This window comes from Bacillus sp. RB3 (assembly GCF_030164735.1).
GTDB lineage: Bacteria > Bacillota > Bacilli > Bacillales > Bacillaceae_G > Bacillus_A > Bacillus_A cereus.
Genome location: NZ_JASNGE010000015.1, coordinates 82,797 through 109,511, shown reverse-complemented (window position 1 = coordinate 109,511; position 26,715 = coordinate 82,797). Strand labels below are relative to the sequence as shown.

Here is a 26,715-nt window from a genome sequence, read left to right as displayed (position 1 = left end):
TTTATAAAAGATATGTTACAATTTAGCATGAGGTGGCACAATTCTATGAATATTTTCCTTTGTGGTTCAAATCAATTAACAGCATTAGATCAAGAAGAAATTAAAAAATTTTTAACTGACTATGCTCACAAACATAAAATTTACATATTATGTTATAAATCTATTGAAAATGAGGTTCTTCGTTTTTTCGTTGAGAATGAAAGACTCGCTCAAAATTTATGCCTTTACACGCTGCAACCATTGCAAGCAATAACAGATGAATTTCAAGAAGTCGTTGATTACTTAAAAAAACACGGAGCCGAATATGTTGCTTTTGATCATCCTTCTGACTCCATTTACCGATCAGATTATATGTTTTTTGTTAAACAAATTATTGAAGACACTGATTTAGTTCTTTGTTTTTATAATGGTGACAAACATACATCTGTCATCCCTGTCGATGTTGCAAAAGAAGCAGGTATTGATGCTGTCATTTATGATTTACCAGGATTACATGAAAAGCAAACGAAAAAAAGCTTTGAACAAAAAATTCGTATGATGTAAAGGGGGAGGCACAATATCATTATTGTGCCCATTGTAAATATGATAATTGAACAAGATTACGATCATTTTATAGCGAGTTTTAAACAACAATTCAATATGGACATCGCTTCATATAAACAAGATAGAATGCGCCGTAGAATCGATGCTTTCATTTCGAGAAAAGGCTTCGAAAACTACACTAATTTTTTAAACAAATTACGCGCTGATCAAAATTTATTTTTAAATTTTATTGACTATATTACAATTAACGTTTCAGAGTTTTTTAGAAATAAAGAACGATGGCAAACTTTAGAGTCGAAAGCACTACCAAAATTACTCGAACAAAATAGCGGAAAATTAAAGGTATGGAGTGCCGCTTGCGCTGCTGGTGAAGAACCATATACACTCTCTTTAATTTTATCAAAACATCTAGCTCCATTTCGTTTTGAAATTCAAGCAACAGATCTTGATTTTCATATTTTAGAAACCGCAAAACGCGCTCAATATACAGAACGTTCGTTAAAGGAATTACCTACTGATTTGAAAGAACGTCATTTCACAAAAGAGAATGATCTATATTCATTGCATCAAAACATTAAACAAAACGTCTCGTTTAAACAACACGACCTTTTAATGCAGTCATTCGATACAAATTATGATTTGATTATTTGTCGTAATGTAATGATATATTTCACAGAAGAAGCAAGAATAAAACTTTACGAAAAATTTAGTCGTTCTTTACGAAAAGGCGGTGTACTATTTGTTGGTAGTACGGAACAAATTTTAACACCCGAACGTTACAATCTTCAGCGATTTGATACATTCTTCTACGAAAAAATATAAAAGAGGTCGTCACAATGGAGTGACGACCTCTTTTACATAACTCGAATTAAAATAATACCGACAATCCATATGAAGAGAAAAAGAAACGTCATAGACCATTTATGTTCTTGCATCGTTTGTTTCAATGCCTGTGATAATTGTGTCATGTTCATTTCCGCAAGCGCTCTCCATACACTTACATCCCGATCTTTAGCAATGCGGTCTGTAACGCTAATTAAAATCGTTTCGTTAGACAATTTCGTTATATAAGCAGTAATAACCGTTACCATCAAATTTATATTTCCTTCTGAGGAATCACTTTCCACTCTAGAGATGAGTGCACTTACATCTAGTAAAGGAATATGTACTTTTCTACCAAATGATAGTTGTACTTCAGCGAAATCATATGTTCCATCTAACAAAGGAAGTTCTTTTATGTGCGCCTGCTTAATAAGTCCTTGTAGGCTTCTAATTACTTGTTCAAACACTTTTTCTGATTGCTTTCCTTCTTGAGATAATGTATGTAACTTTTTAAAAAGTTGTAACACCGTATCCATCTCTTTAGAAAGTATTTCCTTCATAATCTTTCCATCACTTAAACTTGCAAGTAAAATACCTATTTCATTATTTTTCGAAATAATTTTAGACTGTCCAGTAAACACTAAATTGCTACGCTTTCGTTCTTTCTGGATTTCATGTTCCGAAATAGCTGCAGGCTGTTTTAATGGTTGTAGCGTCTTATCTTCAATTGTCGTACGTTTAATCTCCATTTAAGCGCCTCCACTACTATGAAATAATTAGCCCCATTCTTTATTACTCTTTAAAACTAAAAACAGTACGAATAAACCTGACATGATAGTAAATACATCCGAAGCTTGTACTCCCTGTTCACCTTTTTCTTCTTCCTTGTCTTTCGTTTCTTCTTTTTGTTCTTTCTTTTTAGAGACAACTTGTTTGTTATTTTTCTCTTTTTGGTCCTTCGCCTTATGTACTTCCTTGTTGTCTTCGAACGGCTCTTTTATAACGTAAGTAAATTCCTCTTTCTCTTTCAACGGTTCTTTTATAAACTTATTTACTTTCTCATCTTGCTTCGGAATTTGAACAACTGGCAATTTTTCTTCTGGAAGCGGGTTTTTGATTTTCAAATCTTCTTGCTTCTCATTTTCTTTCTTATCTTCTAATTCATTTTCTAGTTTATTATCTAATTTATCTTCTTTCTCTTCTATCTTTTTATCATCTTCGTTTTTTGGCGCCAAAACAGAAATGGTATATTCACTTTCTTCAACAAGTTTATTACCTGCTGCATCTATTATCTCTACAAGTAATTCGTATGATCCAGCCGGCAATGCTTCTGTTATTTCAAATACTTTTTGCCAATCCATATCATGCTTGTTGTAGTCTAATAAAAACGAAAGCTCTTTATTTTCTTTCCCTTTTAATGTAACGCGCACTTCTTTTACAACCGATTCTATATCTGACGCTTTTACTCGTATATGTATAGAATCTCCCTGTTTTCGTTCAACTAAGTTCTCTTTTACTTCATCAATAGTAACTTTCTGTAACTTTGGCAATTCTTTATCTATAGTTGGCGTTTCATTTTTAATACGAATGAGCGGGACTTTCACTTCATTTTTTATGAGCTCTTCTTTCTCATTCTCTTTGTAACTTTGAACGAGCTGAAGATTCCAATCACCTTGCAAATCAAAATCCCCTGCTTTATAGTTAGCAACCCAGATCTTCGTTTCTTCATCATACTCAAAAGATAGTATTCTTTCTTGCGCATATTGCTCGCCATTTTTTTGTAACTGCAATATACCTTTCATGCTTTGAATGTTTTTCACATTTGGTTCTACAGCAATTCGCACTTCTTCGCCAACTTTAAGCTCCGGCTTATTTACTGTAATAATTCCTTGTTCTGTTTCTATCTTTCTTTCATTCAATTGTTTATTTACTACTTCTTGTTGCTCTGCTTCTTTTTGTTTCTCTTCATCTTGCTTCGTTTCCACTTGTTCTGACGATTCTTGAGATTCCTTATTTTCTTCTTGTACATTCACTTCATTTATTTTTTGATCTGACTCAATTTGTTCCTCAGCCTGACTTTGCAAGGGGAAGAACAAGCACACATGTATGCATAGCCAACTCATTAGAAAAAACTTTACGTTTTTCATCTACTAGTTCAAACTCCTATTTCAATGCCTTATAGTGATTTCGTCACTTTTACTCCAAAAAATCCATCTACATTTACAAGTTCACCATACGCCACTAATACATCATTTACATAAATACGAATCGGTTCATCAATATCCTCATCTAGTACAACTGCTTCATTTTCTTGTAAACTTAATATATCTTGAATCGTTTTCACTGTACTTCCAAATACAAATTTCACGTTCATTTCTACATTTTGTAGAATGGACGTGTCCATATATACTGGTTCCATTTGTTTTACTTCTTTAAATTCAATAGGTTGCACAACTGGTTCTACAATTTTTTCTTCTTCAATTTCTTCTGTGGCAATCTCTTCTTCTTCCACCATCGGATACAGAAGTCGCCTTACCATTTCTTTCGCTTCGGAAATTGGCAAAATTTGATACATCTTCGATTGAAGCAAATCGCCAATTTCAAGATTGAACGTAATTTGAACGAGTTCGTCCACTTCCATTGACTCTCCCAAATATTCCATTTCTTCTTTTAACGTTACAAATTTAACATTTGGCGGCGTCATGTCCATTTTTTCTTGAAACATTTCTGACATCGCCGTAGCAGCATGACCCATCATTTGGTTCATAATTTCTTTAATACCGCTCAGTTCTAATTCAGTAAGCTCTTTTTCTGGGTCAACTTCCCCTGTTCCCATCATCATTAAATCTACCATTGTTAAGGCAACATCTTTCGTAAATACAAATACATTCTCATTCTTTAGCCCTTCAACAAAGTCGACATTTAAAATAACAAATGGTACTGGTACTCCATCATAATGACGAACATTGATTGCTTCTACATTTGGTGTACTAATTGAAACTGGCTGATTTAAAAGTGTTGACAATACTGTTGAAGCGGAACCAATTGAAATATTTGCAATTTCACCAAGAACATCTTTCTCTTCTTGTGTTAAATGCTCTTTTTCAATTTTTTCTTCTACAATCTCAGTTTCCACTACTTCTGCTGGTTCGTCTGTTTCTTCTACTCCACCAGATAATTGCATTAATTTATTTACCATTTGTTTCGCATGCTCAACTGAAACAATTTGTACAAGTTTAGAGTTTACAAGATTATCTATCTTTAAATCAAACGATACTTTAACAATCGTATGATTCCCATCGATTTCAGAGATTTTCTCCATTTCTTCTGATAACTTTACAACTTTAATCGTCGGCGGAGACATATCTACTGTATCTTGGAAGAATTCCGACATAGATGTAGCTGCGAATCCCATCATTTGATTCATCGCTTCTTGTACAGCACTTAGCTCTAATTCACCAAGTTCTTTTCCGTCCTCGACTTCACCTGTTCCCATCATCATTAAATCAGCAATGGACAATGCAACATCTTGCTTAAGAACAAGAAGGTTTTCCATATCTAATCCTTTTGTAAAATGAATGTTTAATACAACATGTGGAACTTCGACATCTCTTGAATCATATAAATCTACCAACTCTATACGAGGAGCAGTAATGCTTACTTGCCTATTTAAAATTGTTGATAATACAGTCGAAGCTGAACCAAATGATATATTTGCAATTTCGCCAAGAATATCGCATTCTTGGGGCGTTAAATGCTCATTTTCTTTTTCTAGCACAATCGTGCTCGTATCCCCTTTTGTGTGTTGCTCAGGCATTTTCCCTGCCTCCTCATTTCTGTTTTTCTATCAAATAATATAAACTCTTATTTTATTTTAGCAAACTCATTAGTATAAAACGTTACTATGTATCCCATTATTAGATTCGTAACGATTAGCCAAAAAGCTCCCCAATTGTATACAAGTGGGGAGCTTTCCTTCATTCCTATTATAAACCTTCTGGGTTTAAAATGAGGACCACTCGTCCATCACCGAGAATCGTCGCACCAGAGAAATAGTTAGAACTCTCTGCAAAGAAGTCACCTAATGACTTTAAGACTATTTCTCTTTGACCGATAATTGTGTTTACAATAAGTCCATAGCTGCGATGTGTGTTACGAACAATTAACACAGGAACCATTTGACCATCATATGACGCAAACGCCTCATCTACTGTTTTTTCACCAAATACAGTACTTAAATGTTTCACTTCAATAATTTGATTACGATAATTTAATACATCTTTTCCTTGTAAGGATTGGATGTCTTCTCTCTTAATTCGAATTGCTTCAACGATATTTCCAAGAGGTAAAGCATAACGCTTATCATTCGTTTGAACAAGCATAGATTGAATAATAGATAACGTTAATGGAAGTTCAATTCTAAATGTACTTCCCTTTCCTTCCTCAGAATCAATAATTAAATGTCCACCTAAACTATGAATCGTATGTTTTACAACATCTAATCCGACACCGCGTCCTGAAAGATCTGATACAACTTCAGCTGTACTAAATCCCGGTTGGAAAATAAGATCAAACACTTCACGATCTGTTAATCTATTCGCATCTGCTTCAGTTACAACGCCATTTTTAATCGCTTTTTCTAATACTTTCCCTTTATTAATACCGTTTCCATCATCCGTAATTTGAATAACGACATGATTTCCACTATGAAAGGCTTCTAATTTAATCGTACCTGTCTCATTTTTACCTGCATCACGTCGTTTTTCAACAGTTTCAACACCGTGATCGATTGCATTTCGAATTAAATGAACGAGCGGATCACCGATTTCATCAATAACAATTTTATCTACTTCAGTATCTTCACCTGTAATTTGTAAATCGATTTTTTTCCCTAAATCTTTCGCTAACATACGTACCATACGCGGGAAACGATTGAACACAGTTTCAATCGGCACCATACGCATATTTAATAGTACATTTTGAATATCTTTTGAAATATCGCCTAATCGATTTAAATGTTCAATTAGCTCCTTGTTTTGAATCGTTTGAGCCAATTCATCAATGCGCCCACGTTCAATTACACTTTCTTCAAACATATTCATTAATCTTTCGATTTTCTCTAATTGAACACGAATTGAACGATTCTCCACTTTAGCATTTTTCGTTTTTGTAGTACTTTTAGCTGGCATAGCACTTGAAGGTTGATTCGTTGCCTCTATTGGTGATTCTACCTGCGTAGCCACAGCTGGTTGTAGCTTTCCTTCTACTTGCACAACTTCTTGTGTAACGACTTTTTTAGAAGCTACTTCCTTCGATATAGGTTCTCCTTGCTTTACTTCCACTTTCTCAATTTCAGAAACATGAAGTACTACTTGTTTCAATTCTTCTATACTACAATCAGTATCCATAAATACTGTAAATTCAAATCCGAAAGCATCTGCTTCAATTTCTTCAATACTCGGAGCTGTTTTTTGTATATTCCCTACATTTTGCAATGCTTCAATACACATAATAGCACGTACCGCTTTTAAAATTGCTTGCTGTTCAACTGTTATATGCACTTCATGCGAAACTGCATCATCGGTGTCTATATGATTTTGCTCTATATGTTCCGTAGGAGTTTCTACATTGCCGTTCAATAATGCTTCTAATTTCTGTTTAGTTGAGGCTACATCAATATTGCCCATTCCACCTTGTTGCACATCTGCAACCATCTTCTCCAAATTATCAATGCACTCAAAAATCACATCAATAATATCCGCATTTACAACTATATTTCCATGACGAATTTCATCTAACACATTTTCCATCTTATGCGTTAAATCAGCCATTTCCGTAAATTCCATGCTCGCAGACATACCTTTGAATGTATGAGCGGATCGGAATATTTCTCCTACAACATCCATATCAGCAGGATTTTGTTCTAACACTAGCACATTTTCATTTAGCGACTGTAAATGTTCTTCTGACTCTTCGAAAAATATATTTAATAGATCTGTTTGCATTTTTATCCCCTACCTGTCTAACAAACATTTCATTTATGTATAACAATTTAGTGTTTTACAATGAGAAAAAAGGGGGCCACACGTCGATCCGCTATCACTGTTTTGATTCCTTGTGGCACCCCTTCTATATTAACTATTTGCTACTTTTGTTAAAGCTTCAATTACACGATCCGCTTGGAATGGCTTTACAATAAAGTCTTTTGCCCCGCCCTTAATTGCATCTAATACCATACCTTGTTGTCCCATTGCAGAACAAATAACAACCTTTGCACTTGAATCAATTTTAATAATTTCTTTTAATGCTTCAAGCCCGTCCATTTCTGGCATAGTAATATCTAATGTTACAATATCAGGTTGAAGTTCTTTATACTTTTGAATTGCTTCTACCCCATTCTCTGCTTCGCCAATAACTTCAAATTCAGCATTACTTTTTAATAAGTTTTTAATCATCGTTCGCATAAACATCGCATCGTCTACTACTAAAATTTTATGTGCCATTCTTTTTAATTCTCTCCTTCTATGTATAAATATATCTTAATATTTCACCTTATCATTCTCACTCATTATACAAAATAAAATGATAAAATTTAATATTTTTTTAAAAGAATTTTCGTGTTTTTATTATTTTATTATTAAAATAATAATATACTACTCTTTTATATAAATAACAACGCGACGGTTTTTTTCCCAGTTTTGCGGTGAATCATTTGGTACAATTGGCTTTGTGTCTGCATATCCTACCGCAGCTAGCCTTTTATCGTCCACATTATACACTTCAATTAAATGGTGAATCATATTTGCCGCTCGTGCTGAAGATAACTCCCAATTAGAAGGGAATTTCTCGTTATGAATAGGTCTACTATCTGTATGTCCCTCTACAACAATTGGGTTAGGTACGGATTGAAAAAATCCAACTAATTGACTTATTATCCCTTTCGCTTCGGGCTTAACGTTCGCATCGCCTGTATCAAATATTAAATTATCTACTATAACGACGCTTACCCCTGTATCCTCTCGATATACATTCACTTGACTAATACCATTATTATCTACATATGCTTTTAACTTCTTATATAATTCATCCATTCTCTTTTTTGAAATCATTTTTTCATCATTTTTTTCATGTGAAATATCCGGTATTGTATTTTCCATTACTTTTGCATCTACTTGCCCCGTATCACTAAACTTTTCAAGCATCTTTGACAATTTTACTGCATCTTGCTTTGATGTAGCAACTAGTAATACAAAGAAAGTTAATAATAACATCGTTAAATCTGTAAAAGTCGTCATCCAACGAGGCGATCCCTTTTGCGGTCCTTTACTCATCATACCACTCCTTGAAATATTAGGCTGCTCCTTTTACCTTTTTTACCTTTGTTTCGTATACGTATGTATCCAGTTTCAACTTTAATTTAGAAGGGATTTGTCCACGATACAATTCTGAAATTGCTTCTATTACAAACTTCTTCTCTGTATATAAATCTTCAATACCACGATATACTTTTTCCGCAAGAGGGATTGCAATCATATTCGCAAGTACAGACCCATATAATGTCGTTAACATCGCAACTGCCATTCCTGTACCAATTTGCGATGTATCTTGTAAGTTTTGGAGCATAATGATAAGACCGATTAACGTACCAATCATTCCCCAAGCTGGAGCAAAATCACCAATTTTATCTAATAATGCTGCTCCTTTTCTTAACTCATACACTTCCGTTTCAATATCTTTCAATAACACTTCTTTTAATTCATCTTCATCGTAACCGCTTAACATTAATCGAATTCCTTTTTGAATAAAAGGATTGTCTACTTGCTCTCCATCTACCTCTAAAGAAAGCAAGCCGTTCTTTTTAGACTTTTTCGAAAAATCGACAAACAAATCCGTTAACTGTTCTAAATCTTCTTCTCTTCTATGTAAAACAGTAAAAATGCTTTTCGTATATTTTTTTATTTCTCCAAATCGATATGCCACAACAATTGTCGCTGTTGTTCCCCCTATGACAATTAAAATAGATGAAATATCTAAAAAGTTTTTGAAAGCTTTTATTCCACCGCCACCAAGCATAATTGCCGCTATCACTATAATGAAACCTACTATAATGCCCACTGGGCTAGAAATATCAAACTTCCTTTTTCTTCTTTGTGGTCTAGCTAATACTTGATTTTTCTCTCCCATATTTCTGCCCTTTCCTTTCCATTTTTATATAACATTTTTTTATTTTAATAATACGTTTTCACATATAACATGTATTATACGCTTATCATCTGTTTATCGCAATATACTCATAAAATTGACACATTTCATTTCTATATTAGAATTATGGTATGAATAAATGAGGAGGATCACGATGGAACACAACATTTTACAAGTCATTGCATTAGCAGAAAAACTAAAATATGAAATGCGACATAGCTGGCTTTCCAACGGACGTCAAGAAAGTGTTGCCGAACATACATGGCGGATGTCTCTAATGGCCATTTTAGTTGAACCTTATTTGGATCAAAAAGTAAGTATTGAGAAATTACTTAAAATGGTTATTATTCACGACCTAGTCGAAGCCGAAGCTGGTGATATTCCTGCTTTTGATACAATGAATAGTCACGAATTACAGCTACAAAAACAAAAAAATGAACTGGAGGCTATTTTAAATATTAAACAAACGTTAACAGGTTCTCTCGGCGAGGAATTATATGACTTATGGATGGAGTTTGAAGCGAAAGAAACGTACGAAGCAAAAGTTGCTAATGCACTCGATAAACTTGAGGTAAAAATTCAGCATAACGAAGCTGATATTGATACGTGGCTACCAATTGAACATAAAATGACGTTCCAAGTAGCAAAGCATACAAACTTTGATTCTTTCTTATCTAAATTACAAAAAATTATTGAACAAGATGGAGAAAAGAAGTTAATTGCTGCCGGCATTGATGTTGAGGCATGCAAGCAATAATGAAATAAGACACTCAACAAGAGTGTCTTATTTCATTATTGTTGATATAGCCTGCTTATAAATAAGCTGTTGTTTTCCATCCACTAAGATTAAAACTGTAAATTTATCCACTCCAACAACTTCTCCTATTATTCTAACGCCACTCTTTAAGAAAATTGTAACTGTACCTTTTTCTTCTTTTATTTGTTTATACAATTCTTCCTGTAAATGTTCCAATTACTGTCCTCTCCTTTCTGTGAAACATCTTAATATAAAAAACTATAAATTTTTTATTTATGCACTTTGTCTTTTATATTCATAAACTTATTAATAAGTATATCTAAATCACGACTAAATAACAAAACTTTATCATGATCCAATCCGTGTCTCGCAACAAGTTGAATTAACTCTTTCTTTTTGTTTTCTATTTTATTTTTTAATTGTCCCATCTCCATCTCTATACTAAAACTCCCTTTTCCCATAATATTACTTGTAAAATTATAGTACATATTCTCTCATAAAAAAATAAGAAAATGGTTTTTTTTACAATTTTTTATTTTTTATGCCTAAATTATGAATTACGTAAAGGTTTATTTACAAATCACTAACATGCAATCCTAATGAATCTACAGGCATTTGTCTAATTATAAATGAGACTGGCTCGTTTTCTATACAAAAAACATACTGTATATAGTAGTCCATGAACCATATAGATTAACTTACTAAAAAGGAGGAAAACATATGAGTTATGGTGGAAGTTGCGCTGGTTTCGGCGGTGGATTTGCTTTGCTTATCGTACTATTCATCCTTCTAATCATCATCGGATGTAGCTGTTGGGGTGGCGGCGGATACGGATATTAATATATCCTATCCTTGAAAAATGAACTAAAAACTATAGAAAAACAGCTCAAATATGAGCTGTTTTTTTCATACTTTCGTATGAATTTATATCCCTCTTATTTGCGATTTCAACTAGCAACATATTGTTTACTATGGAATAAGAAACATTTTTACTAAGGGGGATTACAATGATTAGAGGTCTTTACGAAGCACATTTACCTGTCCGCAACTTAAAAGTATCAATACCTTTTTATGAATCACTAGGGCTAAAATTATATAAAAGAGGAGATAATATTGCTTTCTTTTGGATTAAAGAAAATGAGAGTTGGCTCGGCCTTTGGGAAGGCACAGAATACAAAGTGAATTATCACCCCTCTTTACGACATATCGCCTTTCAAGTAAGTTTACATGATTTAGAAAATGCGATTCATTGGCTAAATCAAAAAGGAATTTCAGCACGAAAAGACTTTGGAATGGAACCAATTGAACCGATTGTTTTTCCGGAATTAGCACATGCAGCCGTATACTTTAACGACCCTGATGGAAATAGTTTAGAATTGATTGCACAATTACCTGTTGGACTTCCCACAGCGGAAAAAGTGTATTTAAGTGAGTGGAAAGAACAAATTCAAACATCGTCATTACATAAGGATTAATCTATTTATGTCAGTTTCTTATTCCACACTTCTTAAAACAAATAAAAACTTCAATAAACTATTTTATGGGCAAACATTAAGTGTACTTGGGGATTGGTTCCATACGGTAGCTTTATTAACATTTGTCTACAGCATAACGGAATCGCCGTTTATGATCGCACTTACTTTTATAAGTAAAAGTTTACCACAGCTTCTTCTTAGTCCATTCATAGGCGGAATTGTAGATCGTTTCTCTAAAAAGAATATTATGATTTTTACCGATATTACACGGGGAATTCTAGTCCTTACATACTTACTCGCAGGCTATAAAATTGAGATTATTTTCATTGCTAATATATGTTTATCTGTACTTTCTTGTTTATTTGAACCGGCTAAACAAGCAACCCTAAAAAATATCGTACACCAAAATCATTTCGTAACTGCTAACTCTCTTTCTAGTACAATTAATGGTTTTATGTCTATTATGGGGGCTTCTTTGGGCGGAGTAATTGCACAATCTTTACATATTGAGTTCGCTTTTTTAGTAAATAGCCTATCATACTTTATTTCAGCCTATTTTATTTATAACATGAGTATTCCTGCTCATGATACTTGTAACAAGAAGAAAGCATTTTTCACTGATATAAAAGGTGGTTATACATACATATTACAAACAAAAATCATTTTAACATTAATTCTTGTCGGCATTTCATGGGGGATTATTGGAGGTGCTTATCAACTACTTCTAACGATCTATGCCGAAAAAATTTTCCATACGAACATTGGGATTTTATATACGGTTCAAGGGGCTGGGCTTATGATAGGAAGCCTTCTCGTTAATCTTTATATATCCCATAATAAAGAAAAAATGAAAAAAGTATTCGGTTGGGCCTACTTATTACAAGGAATTTTCTTTCTCGGATTCATTCTATCCGATCAACTTATTATCGGTATCATTACTTTATTCTGTATGCGCATAGCAGGAGGAATCATCGTTCCACTTGATACGACATTACTTCAAACTTACACACACGAAAATATGATAGGTAAAGTTTTTTCATTCCATTATTCCATTTACGGATCTCTTATTCAGTTATCGATGTTTTTTACAGGAGGGCTGTTAGAAATTCTTTCTCCTCAAATGATTGGCTGTTTATTAGCTACATGCTGTATTTTTGTAAGTTTTATATGGCTGTTCTTGTTTTATCGCGGGGATCTCAGTGAATAATTTAATGATAATCAATACATTTTGATCCCATTCATTATTTGTTTCCCCATAATAAAATTGTTTAAAAATACAAGTCAGATTTTTTAGTTAAAGAGCCTTATATGGCAACACTATTTGAGAAAAAACTAGATATTTATGTTAAAATACAAATAAGTTTGTGAAACATTGCACTTAAATAATAGACTTTAACTAGTTAAACTTGATTAAATAGGAGGGCTGTTTTGGGTATCACATTCTTTTTCATATGTATTATATTAGTGGCTTCTATTCTGCAAGCAAGTACAGGTTTTGGCTTTTCCATAATGGCAACCCCTTTCTTACTTATGTTATTTCTACCACAAGAAGCTATACAAATAAACATTATTTTATCTTTAATTATCTCCATTTCACTCATTTGGAAAATAAGAATGGACGTTGATTTTGTTCTACTGAAAAGGTTTATTTTTGGAAGTATAGTTGGTGTTCCTTTTGGCATTTTAATTTTCATTTCCGTTAACATAAACACTTTTAAATTAGCAGTTAGCATCCTACTCTTACTATTAACATTGTTGCTAATATGCAACGTTAAGGTTAAATCAACACAATCTAGAGATTTCATAGCTGGCGGATTATCTGGTCTTTTAACGACAAGTATCGGTATGCCAGGTCCACCCCTGTTACTTTATTTTACAGGAACTAATACTGAAAAAGAGAAGTTAAGAGCAACTACATTAGCTTTTTATCTGTTTATATATTTCATTAGTCTAGTAACTCAAATACTCTTTACTGGCACAAACAAAACCATTTGGGAATCAAGTTTTTATGCCATTCCAATTGTATTTTTAGGTTTGTTTATAGGTCAAATTATTTTTAAATGGCTTAATCAACGGATTTTTAAAATATTTACGTACATTCTTTTAAGTTGTACAGGGGGTTATCTTCTTATTGAAAGTTTGAACTTGTTATAGAAGATGCTTTAGATCGTGCAATAACAGATATGTTCAAACGAAATTATTGCTGTATTTTCCGGCGGGGTATTCCATATCAAAACTTAAATAACTTTATTGACAGTTTACAATTAGCAATAATCTTTCTTTCATAAGGAAAATATTTCAAATCAAATACTAAATAAAACGATAAAAAGCGGCTATTATGCCGCTTTTACTTACTATTGGCATTTCATTCTCATTTTCTATCACTTTTGTAAAAAATTATTAATTTTTATTTCTATGTACATGATAACAAACAAAATACCTAAGTTCAGAAAGAATAAACAACTTTCTGGCCTTAGGTATTTCTCCTTCTCAAAAAGGCAAACCTGCATCACAGGTTTGCCTCTTTACTCACTTCTTATTTAATCCTTTTTCACTTAAAAACTCTTTCATATGCATTCTTTTTTCTTTAGACATAAACGAACTCATTGATTCCGTCCATGTTACGTTTTTCTTGTTTGATGATCTTTCTTTATAATACGCGTTCATCGTTTCATCATATTCGTTTAGTAATTCATCATATTTTTGTTCATCATATCCATTTTCATGAAGAACTGCTGCTACTGGTAAACGTGGTTTAACTCCATGTTCTTCATCTGGTACACCGACTGTCATTCCGAATACAGGATATACTTTATCCGGTAAATGAAGCAGTTCACTCACTTCTCTCGGATTATTACGAATACCACCAATATAACAAATACCGTATCCTAACGATTCTGCTGCTAGTGCTAAGTTTTGCGCAAAAAGTGAAGCATCTACCGTCGCAACGATAAAGTCTTCTACTCCCTCATGCTTTATCTCTGTACTATGTTTTTCACATGCAATTTCAAGTCGTTTTAAATCTGCACAACAAACAAAAAATGCTGCACAGTCCTTCACATGGCGATTTCCGGATAGCTCTGCTAGTTTAGCCTTTAATTCCTGATCTGTTACATATATAACAGAATACGCCTGTACAAAATGTGATGAAGCTGCATGTTGCGCAGCATGCACCATCTTTTCTACTACATCTTTCGGAATTGATTCTTCTTTATATTTACGAACTGAAACATGTTGCTCCATCTTATGTATGATCTCATTCATGAAAATCACTCCTTTTTTCTCTTCATAATGAAAAATTAACATATCTTTTTCAATTTTCACAACTTATAAGCACAAAAAGAGCAATTCTTTTTGAATTGCCCTTTTTTAAAACGTTTATCGATACGGTAAATGAAATTATAATTATCTTATTACGCCGTTTTCAAAACTTTAATACCTTTTACGATATTCCAAATGAAGTAGTAAATTCCTACAAGAATGAACACTGCATATGTGATAGCCATTCCAATTCCAGCACCGTCAGATTGATTGAAACCTAAACCGTACATGCCTGATACTGCTAGTCCTCCAAATAAGATTGCGTATGGGAAAACATGTGACCAAAATGCTTTTTTCGCGTGATACTTCACTTCATCTTCTGCAACAAAGTACACGATAATTGGTAGTAAAAATGGTGCAAAAAAGATACTAAAGTAACATAACGAAGATAAAATATTATTTCCTTTCATCCGATTCACCTCTAAATAGTTTTTGTTACCTTCATTATGTCAGGAAATCATTCTAGAAACTATCGCTTTACCTTTCACGAACGTGACATATTTGTAAGATTTTCCTCAAACTAAATCCCGCCTGAGTTTCAGACGGGATCACTTTCACTATATTCGATTCATAAACCAATACTGTGTAATTGCTAAATATTCTCGTACATTCGATGGAATGATGATTGGTTTCGGTGTTTTTGCCGGAAGACCTTCTAATTGTAAACCTTGTTTGGCCGCTATTTTTTTCGCTCTAAACATGTGAAAATCGTTTGTTACGATCATACCTTTTTTCATATCGGCTGGAATTAACGGTTTTGAGAATGTAATATTCTCATCTGTACTCGTAGATTTGTCCTCCATTATAATGCGGTCTTCTGCGATATTTTGTTTTATTAGTCCTTGTTTCATTGCTAATGCTTCTGAAATGTCTTCGCCTTTTCCTTGTCCTCCAGATACGATAGCGATTGTTTTCTCATGTGATTTTAAATATTCAGCTGCTTTATCAATACGATATTGCAATGAATAAGATGGTTTCGTCCCATTTACTTTCGATCCTAGTACAATTATGTAATCAGCATCGTATGTTGCATTCATATGCCCATGCTTATAAATGTGATATTGTAAAAACCCCGCATACACGGCGCAAATCATTATAACAACTAAAATGCCCTTCATTATTTTCTTCTTTCTCATATTCATATACTCCTATTTTCTTTTACTTCCTTCATGATAATATCCATTTATTTGTTTGTATACAGACAAATTCCAATAAACCCTAATTTATCCTCTGAAAGGTAATATTTATATTACTTTCGGGAATAGTAAGTACAACTTTACACGAAGGAGTGTCTCTATTGCTTCTCTTTTTATGTAACGTGTCGTTCTTTTTCATCTTATTTTTGCTATCGCTTAAGTTACTCGGTAAATCCGCGTTAGCGCAACTAACTCCTCATGATTTTGGGGCTATAATTTTTTTATCTTATTTAGCTTTCCAGGCCATACCCGTCTCTGGTGCTTTACAAGCATTTCTCGGTATGGTTGTTATCACATGTTTACATTTACTCCTTACAAAATTAAGCCTATTCAACAAACTAAATCGTTTTATTCTCGGACACCCTATCATTTTAATTAAACATGGTGATATTATTTTTGAGAACTTACAAAAAAGTAGATACCCCATTGCAGAACTGCTTTCTAATCTTCGCGTTGCAGGATATCCAAGTGTTCATGAAATTGAATACGCTATTTTAGAAGCGAACGGCGCTATTAGTATTTTACCAAAAAGAGAACTTGTACCATTAACTCCAAAAGATTTAAACATAGATGTTAAGTATGCTGGATTACCAATTGCACTTATCGTCGATTCACAAATTCAATATGATAACTTAAAGTTAATACATAAAGATGAAAAATGGTTATATAAAGAATTAAAAGAAAAAGGAATTACAAATATTAAAAACGTTGCCTTTGCTTCTGTTCAAGAAACGGATGGATCTTTTGCTATTAGTTTAAAGGAATAAGAAAATCCCCTTAATTGCTTAAGGGGATTTTTTATCATATCGCTTCTTTCTCTCCTGCCATATTTAATGGAACAGGATGTTTCATACGATTCATCGTAAATACGATAATCGCTGTCATTACTTCTGCAACTGGCATAACGAGCCAAATTCCATTTATACCAAATAGTTTCGGCATAATCCATAACAATGGAATAATAAATAGTAATCCTCGGCTCATTATAATAAGTACTGATTTCTTCGTTTGTCGCACTGATTGGAAGTACTCTCCATACACAATGTTATAACCTAAAAATACGTATTGGATAAAGAATAAACTAATACCTGTTAAGGTTAACTCCAATAATTCTGGAGATTGAACATCAAATAAACCAATGATATATTTCCCGAAGAATAATCCGACAATTATCGCAACGCCTCCAAGGACAACTGCAATTTTCACAGCAAACTTCAATCCTTCACGAAGTCTCTCTGATAAATTTGCCCCGTAATGGAAACTAGCAATTGGCTGTAATGCTGCTCCAACACCAAAGAATAATAGTAATGTCATTGCATGAATACTATTCACCATCGCATAGGAAGCTACTCCTACTTCTCCTGCATATTGGACAAATGCGATATTAAAACCAATCGTTACGATTGCAACCGTACTTTCTGCTGTAAAACTTGGGAAACCAATCACCATAATTTGTTTGACAGTATCCCATTCAAAATGAAATTTCGTCCACTTTAAAATACTACTTTTTCTAAAGAAATGGGTTAATAATACAAGGAAACCAATCGCTGCCGAAAGAATAGTCGCTGAGGCAGCACCTGTTACGCCCCATCCAAAGATAAAAATAAAGATATAGTCAAACACTATATTTAATACAGCCGTTACAACAAGACCAGCCATTGCTAAATTAGGATTTCCATCATTTCGTATAAATGTACTTAAAATATTTTCTAAAACGTATATCATTCCAAATGTTAATAATACGTGTAAATAGTCTAACGCATATGGTAGAATCACTTCGTTTACACCAAATAAGTATGCTAAATCTTCTATTCTCCATAAGCAAATCGCTGCTAAAATCCCTACGATAACAACTGCTACCGTCATTGATTGAGTAAAAATAGACCTTGCTCTTTCTCGTTTATTTTCACCTAATGCAATGGAGTATAACGTTGCCCCGCCCATTCCGATCCATAATGAAATAGAGAAGAAAATCGAAAAGGCTGGAATAGCCACGTTCACTCCTGCTAAACCGTTCGCCCCAACTCCTCTACTAATCATAACCGCGTCAATTACAATATTCACTGACATTAATACCATTCCAAGAACTGCTGGTATTAAATAAGAAATAAATAAGCTTTTAATTGGTTTTTCTCTTAATTTTTCTGTTGCTTCCATACTCTAATATGCTCCTTTTTTTCAACTCTCTTTTCTTAGTTTAAACCTTCAAGTAACTTTAAGGTCAATAGAGAATTAAAAAATAGGTGACTTAATTATCGCGTTTGATGCTCATTTGTAATTATACGAGTCCTATAACTTATTGCTTTGTTTTTTCATTATAGGAATTTGAATTTCTGTTACTTGCTCCTCAGGATCTTCTGTTACAGACCAATCAATTAATGCAATCTCAATTGCATCTCCACTTATTTCGTATCCTTCTTGATCAATATATTTCATTAGCTTCTTATATGTTTCATCAGTTTCTTCATATGGCCCATGATGATATACACAGGCAAACATACCTTCTTTAATTTCATCTGAACTCTGTACTTCAAAAGGCATATAATCCAAAAGAATAAATACACTGCTATATGCTTGAAACTCATTTTGCATTAACCCTTTTTTCGCAACAGTTACACCAATATCTCCAGAAAATAAGCTATCATCCATTTGCCTCATATTTTTTTGCAACGAATGAATGTAGTACTCAAACATATCATCCGTCGTATTCGGGGCAACCGCAATAGCTGTTATTTTTCGCTGCGGGATCTCTTTTATTACCATTTGTTCAGCTTTTGCTTTTGTTGCTTCCTTAATTAAATGAATTCTATGCTCCATTTTCGCTAAAGCATACTCAATTTCTCTTTGTTTCTTCAGCATCATCTCTTGTTGTTTTTCCAGTAAATTGAGTGCGTATGCTGGATTTCTTTCATCAATATATTTTTTAATTTCCTTTAATGGAATGTTTAATTGGCGTAAAAACTTAATCGTATCTAATAGTGAAAATTGATCGATTGTATAATAACGATAATTCGTTTGAGGATCAACAATGGACGGATGAAAAATTCCTTTTTCATCATAATACCTTAATGTAGATTCTGCGATATTATGCATTTTTGCCATTTCTCCAATTGTAAAACGTTTATTTAATAACATCTTTTATTTCCTTCCATTTCTATTTATTTCATTATATGTTCATTTTGTCTTCAAAACAAAAAAGAATTCCCATACGAGAATTCTTTTTTTACTATTAAACCTCTATTATTATAGGAAGAATCATCGGCTTTCGTTTTGTATTTGTATATATATACTTCCCTAACGCTTCTCTTACCTCCCTTTTCAAAATACCCCAGCTATTCACATTCTCTTTCTTTAAATTATTAATTGTAATAACAGCTAATTTATTTAATTCTCTTAAAAATTCTTCTGAATCACGAACATAGACAAATCCACGAGAAATAATATCAGGACCTGAAATTATTTCTCCATCCACTTTATTAAAAGTAATAACTATAACGAGCATTCCATCTTCTGAAAGTTGTTTACGATCACGTAATAATGCATTTCCAACATCTCCAATTCCTAATCCATCTACATATATATTTCCTGCCTGTATTCTTCTAGATTGAATTGCCACTTCATTACTAATATCTACAACATCTCCATTACGTACGATAAAGATATTTTCCTTTTCAATACCAATTGATTCTGCTAACAAACTATGGTGATGTAGCATTCTAAACTCTCCATGAATTGGGATAAAATATTTAGGTTTCATTAAAGTGAGCATTAATTTCAATTCTTCTTGATACGCATGACCAGATACATGGACTCCAGTAGAACTACCTGATCCATAAATTACTTTTGCTCCTAAAGCAAATAGATTATCTATAATTCTTGAAACGTTACGTTCATTTCCTGGAATCGGAGTCGCAGCTATAATAACCGTATCTTCTGGTAAAACATCAACTTGTCTATAGTTTCCACTCGCTAAACGCGCTAAAGCTGCCATCGGTTCTCCTTGACTTCCTGTACAAAGTATCGCTACCTGCTTTGGATCTAAACGATTTATCTCACTCGCTTCAATCAACATGCCGTCTGGAATATGTAAATACCCTTTCTCTAGAGCAACTTCTACTACATTTACCATACTTCTCCCGAGCAAAGCCAATTTTCGATTTGTTTTTATGCAAGCTTCAACTATTTGCTGAACACGATTCACATTAGAAGCAAATGTAGAAATAATTACTTTTCTATTTGCTTTCATAAATATTTCCTCTACCCGTTCTCCTACTGACCTTTCTGATGGAGTAAAACCTGGGCGTTCTGCATTTGTGCTTTCAGATAATAAAGCTAGTACACCTTCACTTCCTATTTTAGCCATTTTATGAATATCAGGATGTTGATTATTTACTGGTGTTAAATCAAATTTAAAATCACCTGTATGTACTACAGTACCTTCTGGTGTATGAAAAACAATACCGAGACAATCCGGAATACTGTGGTTCGTTTTAAAAAAGGTTGCCTTAATAGAACCACAATCAATTTCTGATTCTGAATGAATAACGATTAATTCCGTATCATTTTGAAGATTGTGTTCCTTTAATTTAATTTCAATTAAACCTAACGTTAACTTTGTTGCATAGATTGGTACATTTAGTTGTTTTAAAAAATATGGTATTCCGCCAATATGGTCCTCATGCCCGTGCGTTACTACTAAACCGCGAATTTTTTCTTTATTTTCTTGCAAATATGTGACGTCTGGAATTATTAAATCAATCCCTAATAAACTTTCATCTGGAAATTTAGATCCACAATCAATGACGACAATATCATTTTCATATTGGATAGCATACATATTTTTTCCTATTTCATTTACTCCACCTAAAGCAACAATAGACAAGTTATTTTTTAATGAATTCAAATGATAAAACCTCCTTTTCACATTTATAATTCGTGAAATAGCATTTAGGCTTTATTATTTGTAATGAAAAAGGACTTCATACTATTTCATACATATAAAAATTCACACACTATTCTTATATGTATATCTCTAATAACACCGTCTCTCTCTAAAAAAGCTCCCATTTTTTCATTGATTTTTTGCAAAATATATTATATATTAATTACAGGTTCAAATTACAAGTTCAAAAGAACTCGTAATCAGACCCTTTTGTTTAATGGGTTTTACATATTTTCATTAGGCAAATTCCGAGAAATCGTATGATAAAACTAAAAATGATGAGGAGAGGATCAGATGGAATTCGAATTTTTCTTTCAAATTGCACTTATTTTATTAAGTACAAAGCTTGCTGGTGATCTTAGTGTTAGATTAGGTCAACCTTCTGTACTAGGTAAATTAATTGTCGGTATCGTTATCGGTCCAGCTGTATTAGGTTGGATTGAAAATTCAGAGCTTCTAACTCAATTAAGTAATGTCGGGGTTATTCTTCTAATGTTTATGGCTGGACTTGAAACAGACTTAGAAGAATTAAACGCCAATCGTAATTCTTCTTTAGCAGTTGCACTCGGAGGTATTATTCTTCCATTCGTAGGTGGTTACGTTTCCGGCCTTGTTATGGGAATGGAACAAGGAAACGCTGTATTCTTAGGATTACTTCTATGTGCGACAAGTGTTAGTATTTCCGTACAAACACTTCGTGATTTAGGTAAAATGAAAACACGTGAAAGTACGACGATGCTTGGAGCCGCTGTATTTGATGATATTCTTGTTGTTATTTTATTAGCATTCGCAATGAGCTTCTTAGGCACTGATGATGTTAACTTAACAATGATTATCTTGAAGAAAGTAGTATTCTTCGCTTCTATTATTTTAATTGGATGGAAAGGTGTTCCAGCAATTATGCGTTGGTTGTCACCACTGCGCGTATCTGAGTCTATCGTGAGCGCAGCTCTTATCATCTGTTTCTCATTCGCATATTTCGGCGAACTATTAGGAATTGCTGGTATTATCGGTGCTTTCGCTGCTGGTATTGCAATTTCTCAAACAAACTACAAACATGAAGTAGAAAAGAAAGTAGAACCAATTGCTTACGCTATGTTCGTTCCAGTATTCTTCGTTAGTATCGGTATGAATATTACATTTGACGGTATTGGCAATCAAATTTGGTTCATCTTAGCATTAACAGTAATCGCTGTATTAACGAAACTAATTGGTTGTGGTGTTGGTGCACGCATGACTGGATTTGATGCTAAGTCTTCTGCAATTATCGGTTCTGGTATGGTTTCTCGTGGTGAAGTTGCACTTATCATTGCAGGAACAGGACTTTCTTCAGGTCTATTGGCACAAGATTACTTTACAGCAATCGTTATTGTCGTTATTTTAACTACAATGATTACACCACCAATGTTAAAATACACTTTTGGTGCAAAAGATAAAGCAATGAAAGCAAGTAAGTAAGTAAGTAAGTAAGTAAGTAAGTAAATTTACTATAAGAATAAGAAAAGGAGATTACTATCTTACAAGATAGTAATCTCCTTTTTCATTTTATCTTTAAACAATTCCATTCGTTTTTAACCAGTTTTCAAAAATAGTTCGTGCTTCTTCATCATCGATGTCATTACTAAATGAATATACTTTAATACCATAGTCATCTATATATTCACCTAGCTTCATTTTCTCCACTTTTTGTAAAAATCGTCTACCTCATAGTGCGGAAGATAAGCATCCCAAACTGGTTCATTTATTCTTTTGTACGCCGTCACTTCTAAATCATATCCGTCTTCATAATATCCGATGTGATAATGTTTGTTAGGATCATATTTCTCCATTAAAAGTCCCCTCCTACTAAAAAACAAAAGCGAGCCTTATATTACAGCTCGCTCCTCTCTCTATTTATTAAATACGTTCCATCGCCGTCTTCAAAGTTCCAACAACAAAGGCAATTTCTTCACTTGAAATAATAAGCGGCGGCGCTAATGTTAAAACGTTATTATATCCTGCTGTCGTCATACCGTTTCGTCCTATAATAAGCCCTTTTTCTTTACAAGCATTTACGACACTTGCGATTTTGTCGTTATCAATTGGCTCTTTCGTCTCTTTATCATTTACTAATTCAATTCCAACTAATAGACCTTTTCCTCTAATATCCCCAACAAGCGGATGTTCCCCAATTTCATCTTTTAGTTGCTCTAATAAAAGGGAACCCATTTGCGCAGATCGCTCAATTAAATTTTCATTTTCCATAATCTCTAAGTTTTTAAGGGCTAATGCACAAGCTGCTGGATTTCCACCAAATGTATTAATATGTCGGAAGAATTCATACTCTCCCTTCCCTTTAAATGCTTCATATATTTCTTTTTTCACAGCTGTTGCAGATAATGGTAAATATGCGCTCGTAATCCCTTTTGCCATCGTAATAATATCTGGCTTCACATCATAATTCATAAATCCAAATGCTTTTCCTGTACGTCCGAAACCGCAAATTACTTCATCACTAATAAGCAAGGCACCGTGTTTTTGACACGTCTCATGAACAGCTTTCATATAGTCTTGTGGTGGCATTAATATGCCCCCGCCTGTAATAATTGGTTCCATAATAAAAGCGGCAATTGTTTCACTTAATTCCCACGTCATAACACGATCGACTTCTTTCACACATTCTACATCATAAATATGCTGCCCTTCAATTTCAGGCATACGGTAACAATCCGGTGGTGTTACGTGTAAAAAGCCTGAAGCAAACGGTTCATATTGATATCTACGCTGCGCTTGTCCCGTCGCTGCCATTGTCGCCATTGTATTCCCGTGATACCCACGATAACGTGACATAAATTTATAACGATGTGGTTCACCTTTTTGCGCATAATATTGCCTTGCTATTTTAAAAGCTGTTTCGTTCGCTTCTGAACCACTATTTGAGAAGAAAATAACATACTCTCCCCCAAGCCACTCATTTAATTTTTCAGCAAGCTTTATAGCTGGTTCATGAGATTGTGACATTGGAAAGTATGATAATGTTTGTAATTGCTTATAAGCCGCTTCTGCGAGCTCCTTTCTTCCATATCCACTATTCACACACCAAAGACCACTCATACCATCTAAATATCTTTTTCCTTGTATATCTTCAACCCAGCACCCTTCAGCTTTTGCCCCTACCATTGTACTATTTGGACTAAAGGGACGCATTCCGTGCCAAACATATTGCTCATCTTTTGCTAATAATTCATCAGTTTGCTTCGTTTTCATCATTACTTCCACCTTCCATAACAACTTATTTTTCACAAAAGCTGCGCTGGTGCCATGATGACTTAAATTTCTCCCTGCTATTTTCATTCCACAAAATTAAGACAAATCCTACTTACAAATCAGTAATATTTACAAGAAAATGACAAAAGAAAAAAGAGCTTTTCTTATCTATCGAAAAGCTCCTCTTTTATTTAATGTGAAGACGCATCACTAATACCGTGACCAGTATTAGATTTCACAAGAATTTCATCAAATTTCGCTGCATCTTCTTTCTTACTAGATAAAACAGTTCCTAAATATGCTGCAAGAAATCCGAGCGGAATTGAAATAATTCCTGGTGTCGTATATGGGAATATCGCTTCCCCAACAAAAATAGCTTTTCCAGCTACAGGGTTCCAAACATTCGGACTCAACGCTACGAGAACAATTGCTGATACGAGCCCTACGATCATACCGGAAATAGCACCCGTTGTATTAAAACGCTTCCAATATATTGTAAATAAAATCACTGGTAGATTTGCACTCGCTGCAACTGCAAATGCTAATGATACTAAAAATGCTACGTTTAATGTTTGGGCAAATAATGCAAGTATGATAGATAATATCGCTACTCCAATAGATGCATACCGAGCCATAGATACTTGCTCTTTTTCCGATGATTTCCCTTTGCGAATGATCTCATTATAAAAATCATGAGCGAATGCTGATGCTGCCGTTAATACGAGACCTGCCACTACAGCCAAAATTGTTGCAAAAGCAATTGCTGATACGAAAGCAAATAAGAAGTCTCCACCTAACGCTTTGGCTAATAAAGGTGCTGCCATATTACCCGCTGGGTTCGCTTTAATAATCGCTTCATTTCCTACAAACGCTGCCGCACCAAATCCTAAGAAAATCGTCATAATATAAAATGCACCAATTAACCATGTCGCATATACGACAGATTGACGTGCAGTTTTTGCATCACGTACTGTAAAAAAGCGGACAAGTATATGTGGTAATCCAGCTGTACCAAGTACTAGTCCTAAATTTAAAGAAAGTGTATCAAGGCCATCCTTATACTTTACACCTGGATTTAAAAATGAATCTTTTAATGGTGTAGCTGTTTTCATTTGGGCAAACATTTCAGTCACGCTGAAGTTGAATTTTGCGAAAACGATAACAGAAATAATAAACGTACCGGCCATAAGTAATACAGCCTTTACAATTTGTACCCAGCTCGTTGCTGTCATACCACCAAAAATAACATACACCGTCATAAGTGTTCCAACGATTAATACAGATGTCGTATATTCAATCCCTAATAATAATTTAATAAGTGCACCCGCGCCAACTAATTGTGCAATCATATAAAAGATAGAAATCGTCATCGTATTAAGAGCTGCAACTCCGCGAACTTTTTTCGCGTCAAAGCGTGCTGCAATCATATCCGCCAAAGTGTACTTTCCTAAATTTCTAAGCGGTTCTGCAACAAGATATAGTACAACTAAATAAGCAACTAAAAAACCGATACTATAAAAGAATCCATCAAACCCAGTTAATGCGATTGCTCCAGCTATACCGAGAAATGAAGCAGCAGACATGTAATCTCCAGCAATGGCCAAACCATTTTGCCAACCAGTTAATCCCCCTCCAGCCGTATAAAATTCACTCGCATTTTTCGTTTTTTTCGATGCAAAATAGGTTATGACGAGCGTACCAAGAACAATAATTAAAAATAGTGCAAATGCAGTAGTATTCAAGTTCAGCCCCTCCCTTTTTGCATATCTTGCAAAATTTTTCGGGAGATTTCATCAAATGATTCTGCTTTTTTGCTATAAATCATACATAGTGCCCATGTCATAATAAATTGGGAAAAAGCAAATACCCACGCCCATGTAACGTCTCCAAATGCAGGTGTATTAAGCACCTTTGAATACGATGTTAGAATAGGTAATGCGATAAAAAAACTAAAAAAGAAAATACTCATTGGAATGATAAACTTCTTTTTCGTATTTAATAACAATTGAAATTCTTCCGACTGAACGACCTCTGTATAATTCACCTCATTTTGCAACTTACGTGCTGACGTATCGTCTCGTTTCATTAACCGATCCCCTCTCTTACTTAAAATACACTTCCCCCTTGCATACCTAAAGACTAAATTTTATAAATATTCAGAAACTTATATTCATTTTAGACAATCCATGCATTCATGCAAAGATTTTTTGA

Annotated in this window: 27 protein-coding genes and 1 pseudogene; 9 read left to right on the top strand and 19 right to left on the bottom strand. The window is 33.8% G+C overall.

Features of this window, described 5'->3' with window-relative positions; translation table 11 throughout:
- Positions 1-45 precede the first annotated feature (45 nt).
- Positions 46-543 carry a hypothetical protein gene (locus QO049_RS19420; RefSeq protein ID WP_001020111.1) on the top strand — a complete coding sequence of 166 codons (498 nt, stop codon included), beginning with the start codon at positions 46-48 and terminating at the stop codon, positions 541-543.
- A gap of 39 nt (positions 544-582) precedes the next feature.
- Positions 583-1,365, top strand: a complete 783-nt coding sequence (locus QO049_RS19415) for a CheR family methyltransferase (RefSeq protein ID WP_000582872.1) — start codon at positions 583-585, stop codon at positions 1,363-1,365.
- Between the two features lie 32 nt (positions 1,366-1,397).
- Here QO049_RS19415 and QO049_RS19410 read toward each other — a convergent pair whose 3' ends face one another.
- The 7 genes from QO049_RS19410 to QO049_RS19380 form a co-directional block, all read right to left on the bottom strand.
- A complete protein-coding gene (locus QO049_RS19410; protein WP_000403960.1) occupies positions 1,398-2,114 on the bottom strand; it encodes a hypothetical protein in 717 nt (238 codons plus the stop codon).
- A 27-nt stretch (positions 2,115-2,141) separates the two neighbouring features.
- Positions 2,142-3,512, bottom strand: coding sequence for a hypothetical protein (locus QO049_RS19405; RefSeq protein ID WP_000800082.1), 1,371 nt, complete (start codon positions 3,510-3,512; stop codon positions 2,142-2,144).
- 29 nt (positions 3,513-3,541) lie between these two features.
- Positions 3,542-5,182, bottom strand: a complete 1,641-nt coding sequence (locus QO049_RS19400; protein WP_001115009.1) for a flagellar motor switch protein — start codon at positions 5,180-5,182, stop codon at positions 3,542-3,544.
- A 169-nt stretch (positions 5,183-5,351) separates the two neighbouring features.
- A complete protein-coding gene (locus QO049_RS19395; protein WP_001192611.1) occupies positions 5,352-7,370 on the bottom strand; it encodes a chemotaxis protein CheA in 2,019 nt (672 codons plus the stop codon).
- Between the two features lie 129 nt (positions 7,371-7,499).
- Positions 7,500-7,868, bottom strand: a complete 369-nt coding sequence (locus tag QO049_RS19390) for a response regulator (RefSeq protein ID WP_000940568.1) — start codon at positions 7,866-7,868, stop codon at positions 7,500-7,502.
- 150 nt (positions 7,869-8,018) lie between these two features.
- The gene (locus QO049_RS19385; protein WP_000033627.1) at positions 8,019-8,696 is read right to left on the bottom strand and encodes an OmpA family protein; all 678 of its coding nucleotides are present in this window, start codon (positions 8,694-8,696) and stop codon (positions 8,019-8,021) included.
- 19 nt (positions 8,697-8,715) lie between these two features.
- Positions 8,716-9,549, bottom strand: a complete 834-nt coding sequence (locus QO049_RS19380; RefSeq protein WP_000504185.1) for a flagellar motor protein MotP — start codon at positions 9,547-9,549, stop codon at positions 8,716-8,718.
- Between the two features lie 172 nt (positions 9,550-9,721).
- Here QO049_RS19380 and QO049_RS19375 point away from each other — a divergent pair, with 172 nt between their 5' ends.
- Positions 9,722-10,324: an HD domain-containing protein gene (locus tag QO049_RS19375; protein WP_000400780.1), complete on the top strand. Its 603-nt coding sequence runs from the start codon at positions 9,722-9,724 to the stop codon at positions 10,322-10,324.
- Positions 10,325-10,351: 27 nt separating this feature from the next.
- On the opposite strand, the gene hfq is transcribed toward QO049_RS19375, so the two are convergent.
- Both hfq and QO049_RS19365 read right to left on the bottom strand, forming a co-directional pair.
- A complete protein-coding gene (hfq, locus tag QO049_RS19370; protein ID WP_000400664.1) occupies positions 10,352-10,540 on the bottom strand; it encodes an RNA chaperone Hfq in 189 nt (62 codons plus the stop codon).
- 53 nt (positions 10,541-10,593) lie between these two features.
- Complete coding sequence (locus QO049_RS19365; RefSeq protein ID WP_000291688.1) at positions 10,594-10,812, bottom strand: aspartyl-phosphate phosphatase Spo0E family protein; 219 nt, start codon at positions 10,810-10,812, stop codon at positions 10,594-10,596.
- 232 nt (positions 10,813-11,044) lie between these two features.
- Here QO049_RS19365 and QO049_RS19360 point away from each other — a divergent pair, with 232 nt between their 5' ends.
- The 4 genes from QO049_RS19360 (at position 11,045) to QO049_RS19345 (ending at position 13,953) form a co-directional block, all read left to right on the top strand.
- On the top strand, positions 11,045-11,164 hold the full coding sequence (locus QO049_RS19360; protein WP_000120179.1) for a YjcZ family sporulation protein: 120 nt from the start codon (positions 11,045-11,047) through the stop codon (positions 11,162-11,164).
- A 167-nt stretch (positions 11,165-11,331) separates the two neighbouring features.
- Entirely contained in the window at positions 11,332-11,799 is a 468-nt protein-coding gene (locus QO049_RS19355) for a VOC family protein (RefSeq protein WP_000617953.1), read from the top strand.
- A gap of 7 nt (positions 11,800-11,806) precedes the next feature.
- The gene (locus QO049_RS19350; RefSeq protein WP_000117062.1) at positions 11,807-13,006 is read left to right on the top strand and encodes an MFS transporter; all 1,200 of its coding nucleotides are present in this window, start codon (positions 11,807-11,809) and stop codon (positions 13,004-13,006) included.
- 221 nt (positions 13,007-13,227) lie between these two features.
- Complete coding sequence (locus QO049_RS19345) at positions 13,228-13,953, top strand: sulfite exporter TauE/SafE family protein (protein WP_000513079.1); 726 nt, start codon at positions 13,228-13,230, stop codon at positions 13,951-13,953.
- 375 nt (positions 13,954-14,328) lie between these two features.
- Here the strand turns inward: QO049_RS19345 and nfsA are convergent, their stop codons facing one another.
- The 3 genes from nfsA to QO049_RS19330 form a co-directional block, all read right to left on the bottom strand.
- Complete coding sequence (gene nfsA / locus QO049_RS19340) at positions 14,329-15,063, bottom strand: oxygen-insensitive NADPH nitroreductase (RefSeq protein ID WP_001002392.1); 735 nt, start codon at positions 15,061-15,063, stop codon at positions 14,329-14,331.
- A gap of 149 nt (positions 15,064-15,212) precedes the next feature.
- Complete coding sequence (locus QO049_RS19335) at positions 15,213-15,530, bottom strand: magnetosome magnetite crystal formation protein family (RefSeq protein ID WP_000678055.1); 318 nt, start codon at positions 15,528-15,530, stop codon at positions 15,213-15,215.
- Positions 15,531-15,677: 147 nt separating this feature from the next.
- Positions 15,678-16,256, bottom strand: a complete 579-nt coding sequence (locus tag QO049_RS19330; protein ID WP_001227676.1) for a YdcF family protein — start codon at positions 16,254-16,256, stop codon at positions 15,678-15,680.
- Positions 16,257-16,417: 161 nt separating this feature from the next.
- Between QO049_RS19330 and QO049_RS19325 the strand changes: the two genes are divergently transcribed.
- A complete protein-coding gene (locus tag QO049_RS19325; RefSeq protein WP_000923922.1) occupies positions 16,418-17,083 on the top strand; it encodes a DUF421 domain-containing protein in 666 nt (221 codons plus the stop codon).
- Between the two features lie 34 nt (positions 17,084-17,117).
- On the opposite strand, the gene QO049_RS19320 is transcribed toward QO049_RS19325, so the two are convergent.
- The 3 genes from QO049_RS19320 to QO049_RS19310 all read right to left on the bottom strand — a co-directional run bounded on the left by QO049_RS19320 (position 17,118) and on the right by QO049_RS19310 (position 21,219).
- A complete protein-coding gene (locus tag QO049_RS19320; RefSeq protein ID WP_284489406.1) occupies positions 17,118-18,473 on the bottom strand; it encodes an MATE family efflux transporter in 1,356 nt (451 codons plus the stop codon).
- Between the two features lie 132 nt (positions 18,474-18,605).
- Complete coding sequence (locus QO049_RS19315; RefSeq protein WP_000925910.1) at positions 18,606-19,451, bottom strand: MerR family transcriptional regulator; 846 nt, start codon at positions 19,449-19,451, stop codon at positions 18,606-18,608.
- 94 nt (positions 19,452-19,545) lie between these two features.
- Positions 19,546-21,219, bottom strand: coding sequence for a ribonuclease J (locus QO049_RS19310; RefSeq protein WP_001086703.1), 1,674 nt, complete (start codon positions 21,217-21,219; stop codon positions 19,546-19,548).
- A gap of 333 nt (positions 21,220-21,552) precedes the next feature.
- Between QO049_RS19310 and QO049_RS19305 the strand changes: the two genes are divergently transcribed.
- Positions 21,553-22,716, top strand: a complete 1,164-nt coding sequence (locus QO049_RS19305) for a cation:proton antiporter (RefSeq protein WP_000393892.1) — start codon at positions 21,553-21,555, stop codon at positions 22,714-22,716.
- Positions 22,717-22,809: 93 nt separating this feature from the next.
- On the opposite strand, the pseudogene QO049_RS19300 reads toward QO049_RS19305, so the two are convergent.
- The 4 genes and pseudogenes from QO049_RS19300 to QO049_RS19285 form a co-directional block, all read right to left on the bottom strand.
- A pseudogene (locus QO049_RS19300) lies at positions 22,810-23,087 on the bottom strand (DUF3986 family protein).
- Positions 23,088-23,154: 67 nt separating this feature from the next.
- Positions 23,155-24,504: an aspartate aminotransferase family protein gene (locus QO049_RS19295; protein WP_000850959.1), complete on the bottom strand. Its 1,350-nt coding sequence runs from the start codon at positions 24,502-24,504 to the stop codon at positions 23,155-23,157.
- A 191-nt stretch (positions 24,505-24,695) separates the two neighbouring features.
- Positions 24,696-26,246, bottom strand: a complete 1,551-nt coding sequence (locus QO049_RS19290) for a solute symporter family protein (RefSeq protein ID WP_001098233.1) — start codon at positions 26,244-26,246, stop codon at positions 24,696-24,698.
- A gap of 2 nt (positions 26,247-26,248) precedes the next feature.
- Positions 26,249-26,590, bottom strand: coding sequence for a DUF485 domain-containing protein (locus QO049_RS19285; protein WP_000817366.1), 342 nt, complete (start codon positions 26,588-26,590; stop codon positions 26,249-26,251).
- Positions 26,591-26,715: the final 125 nt, after the last annotated feature.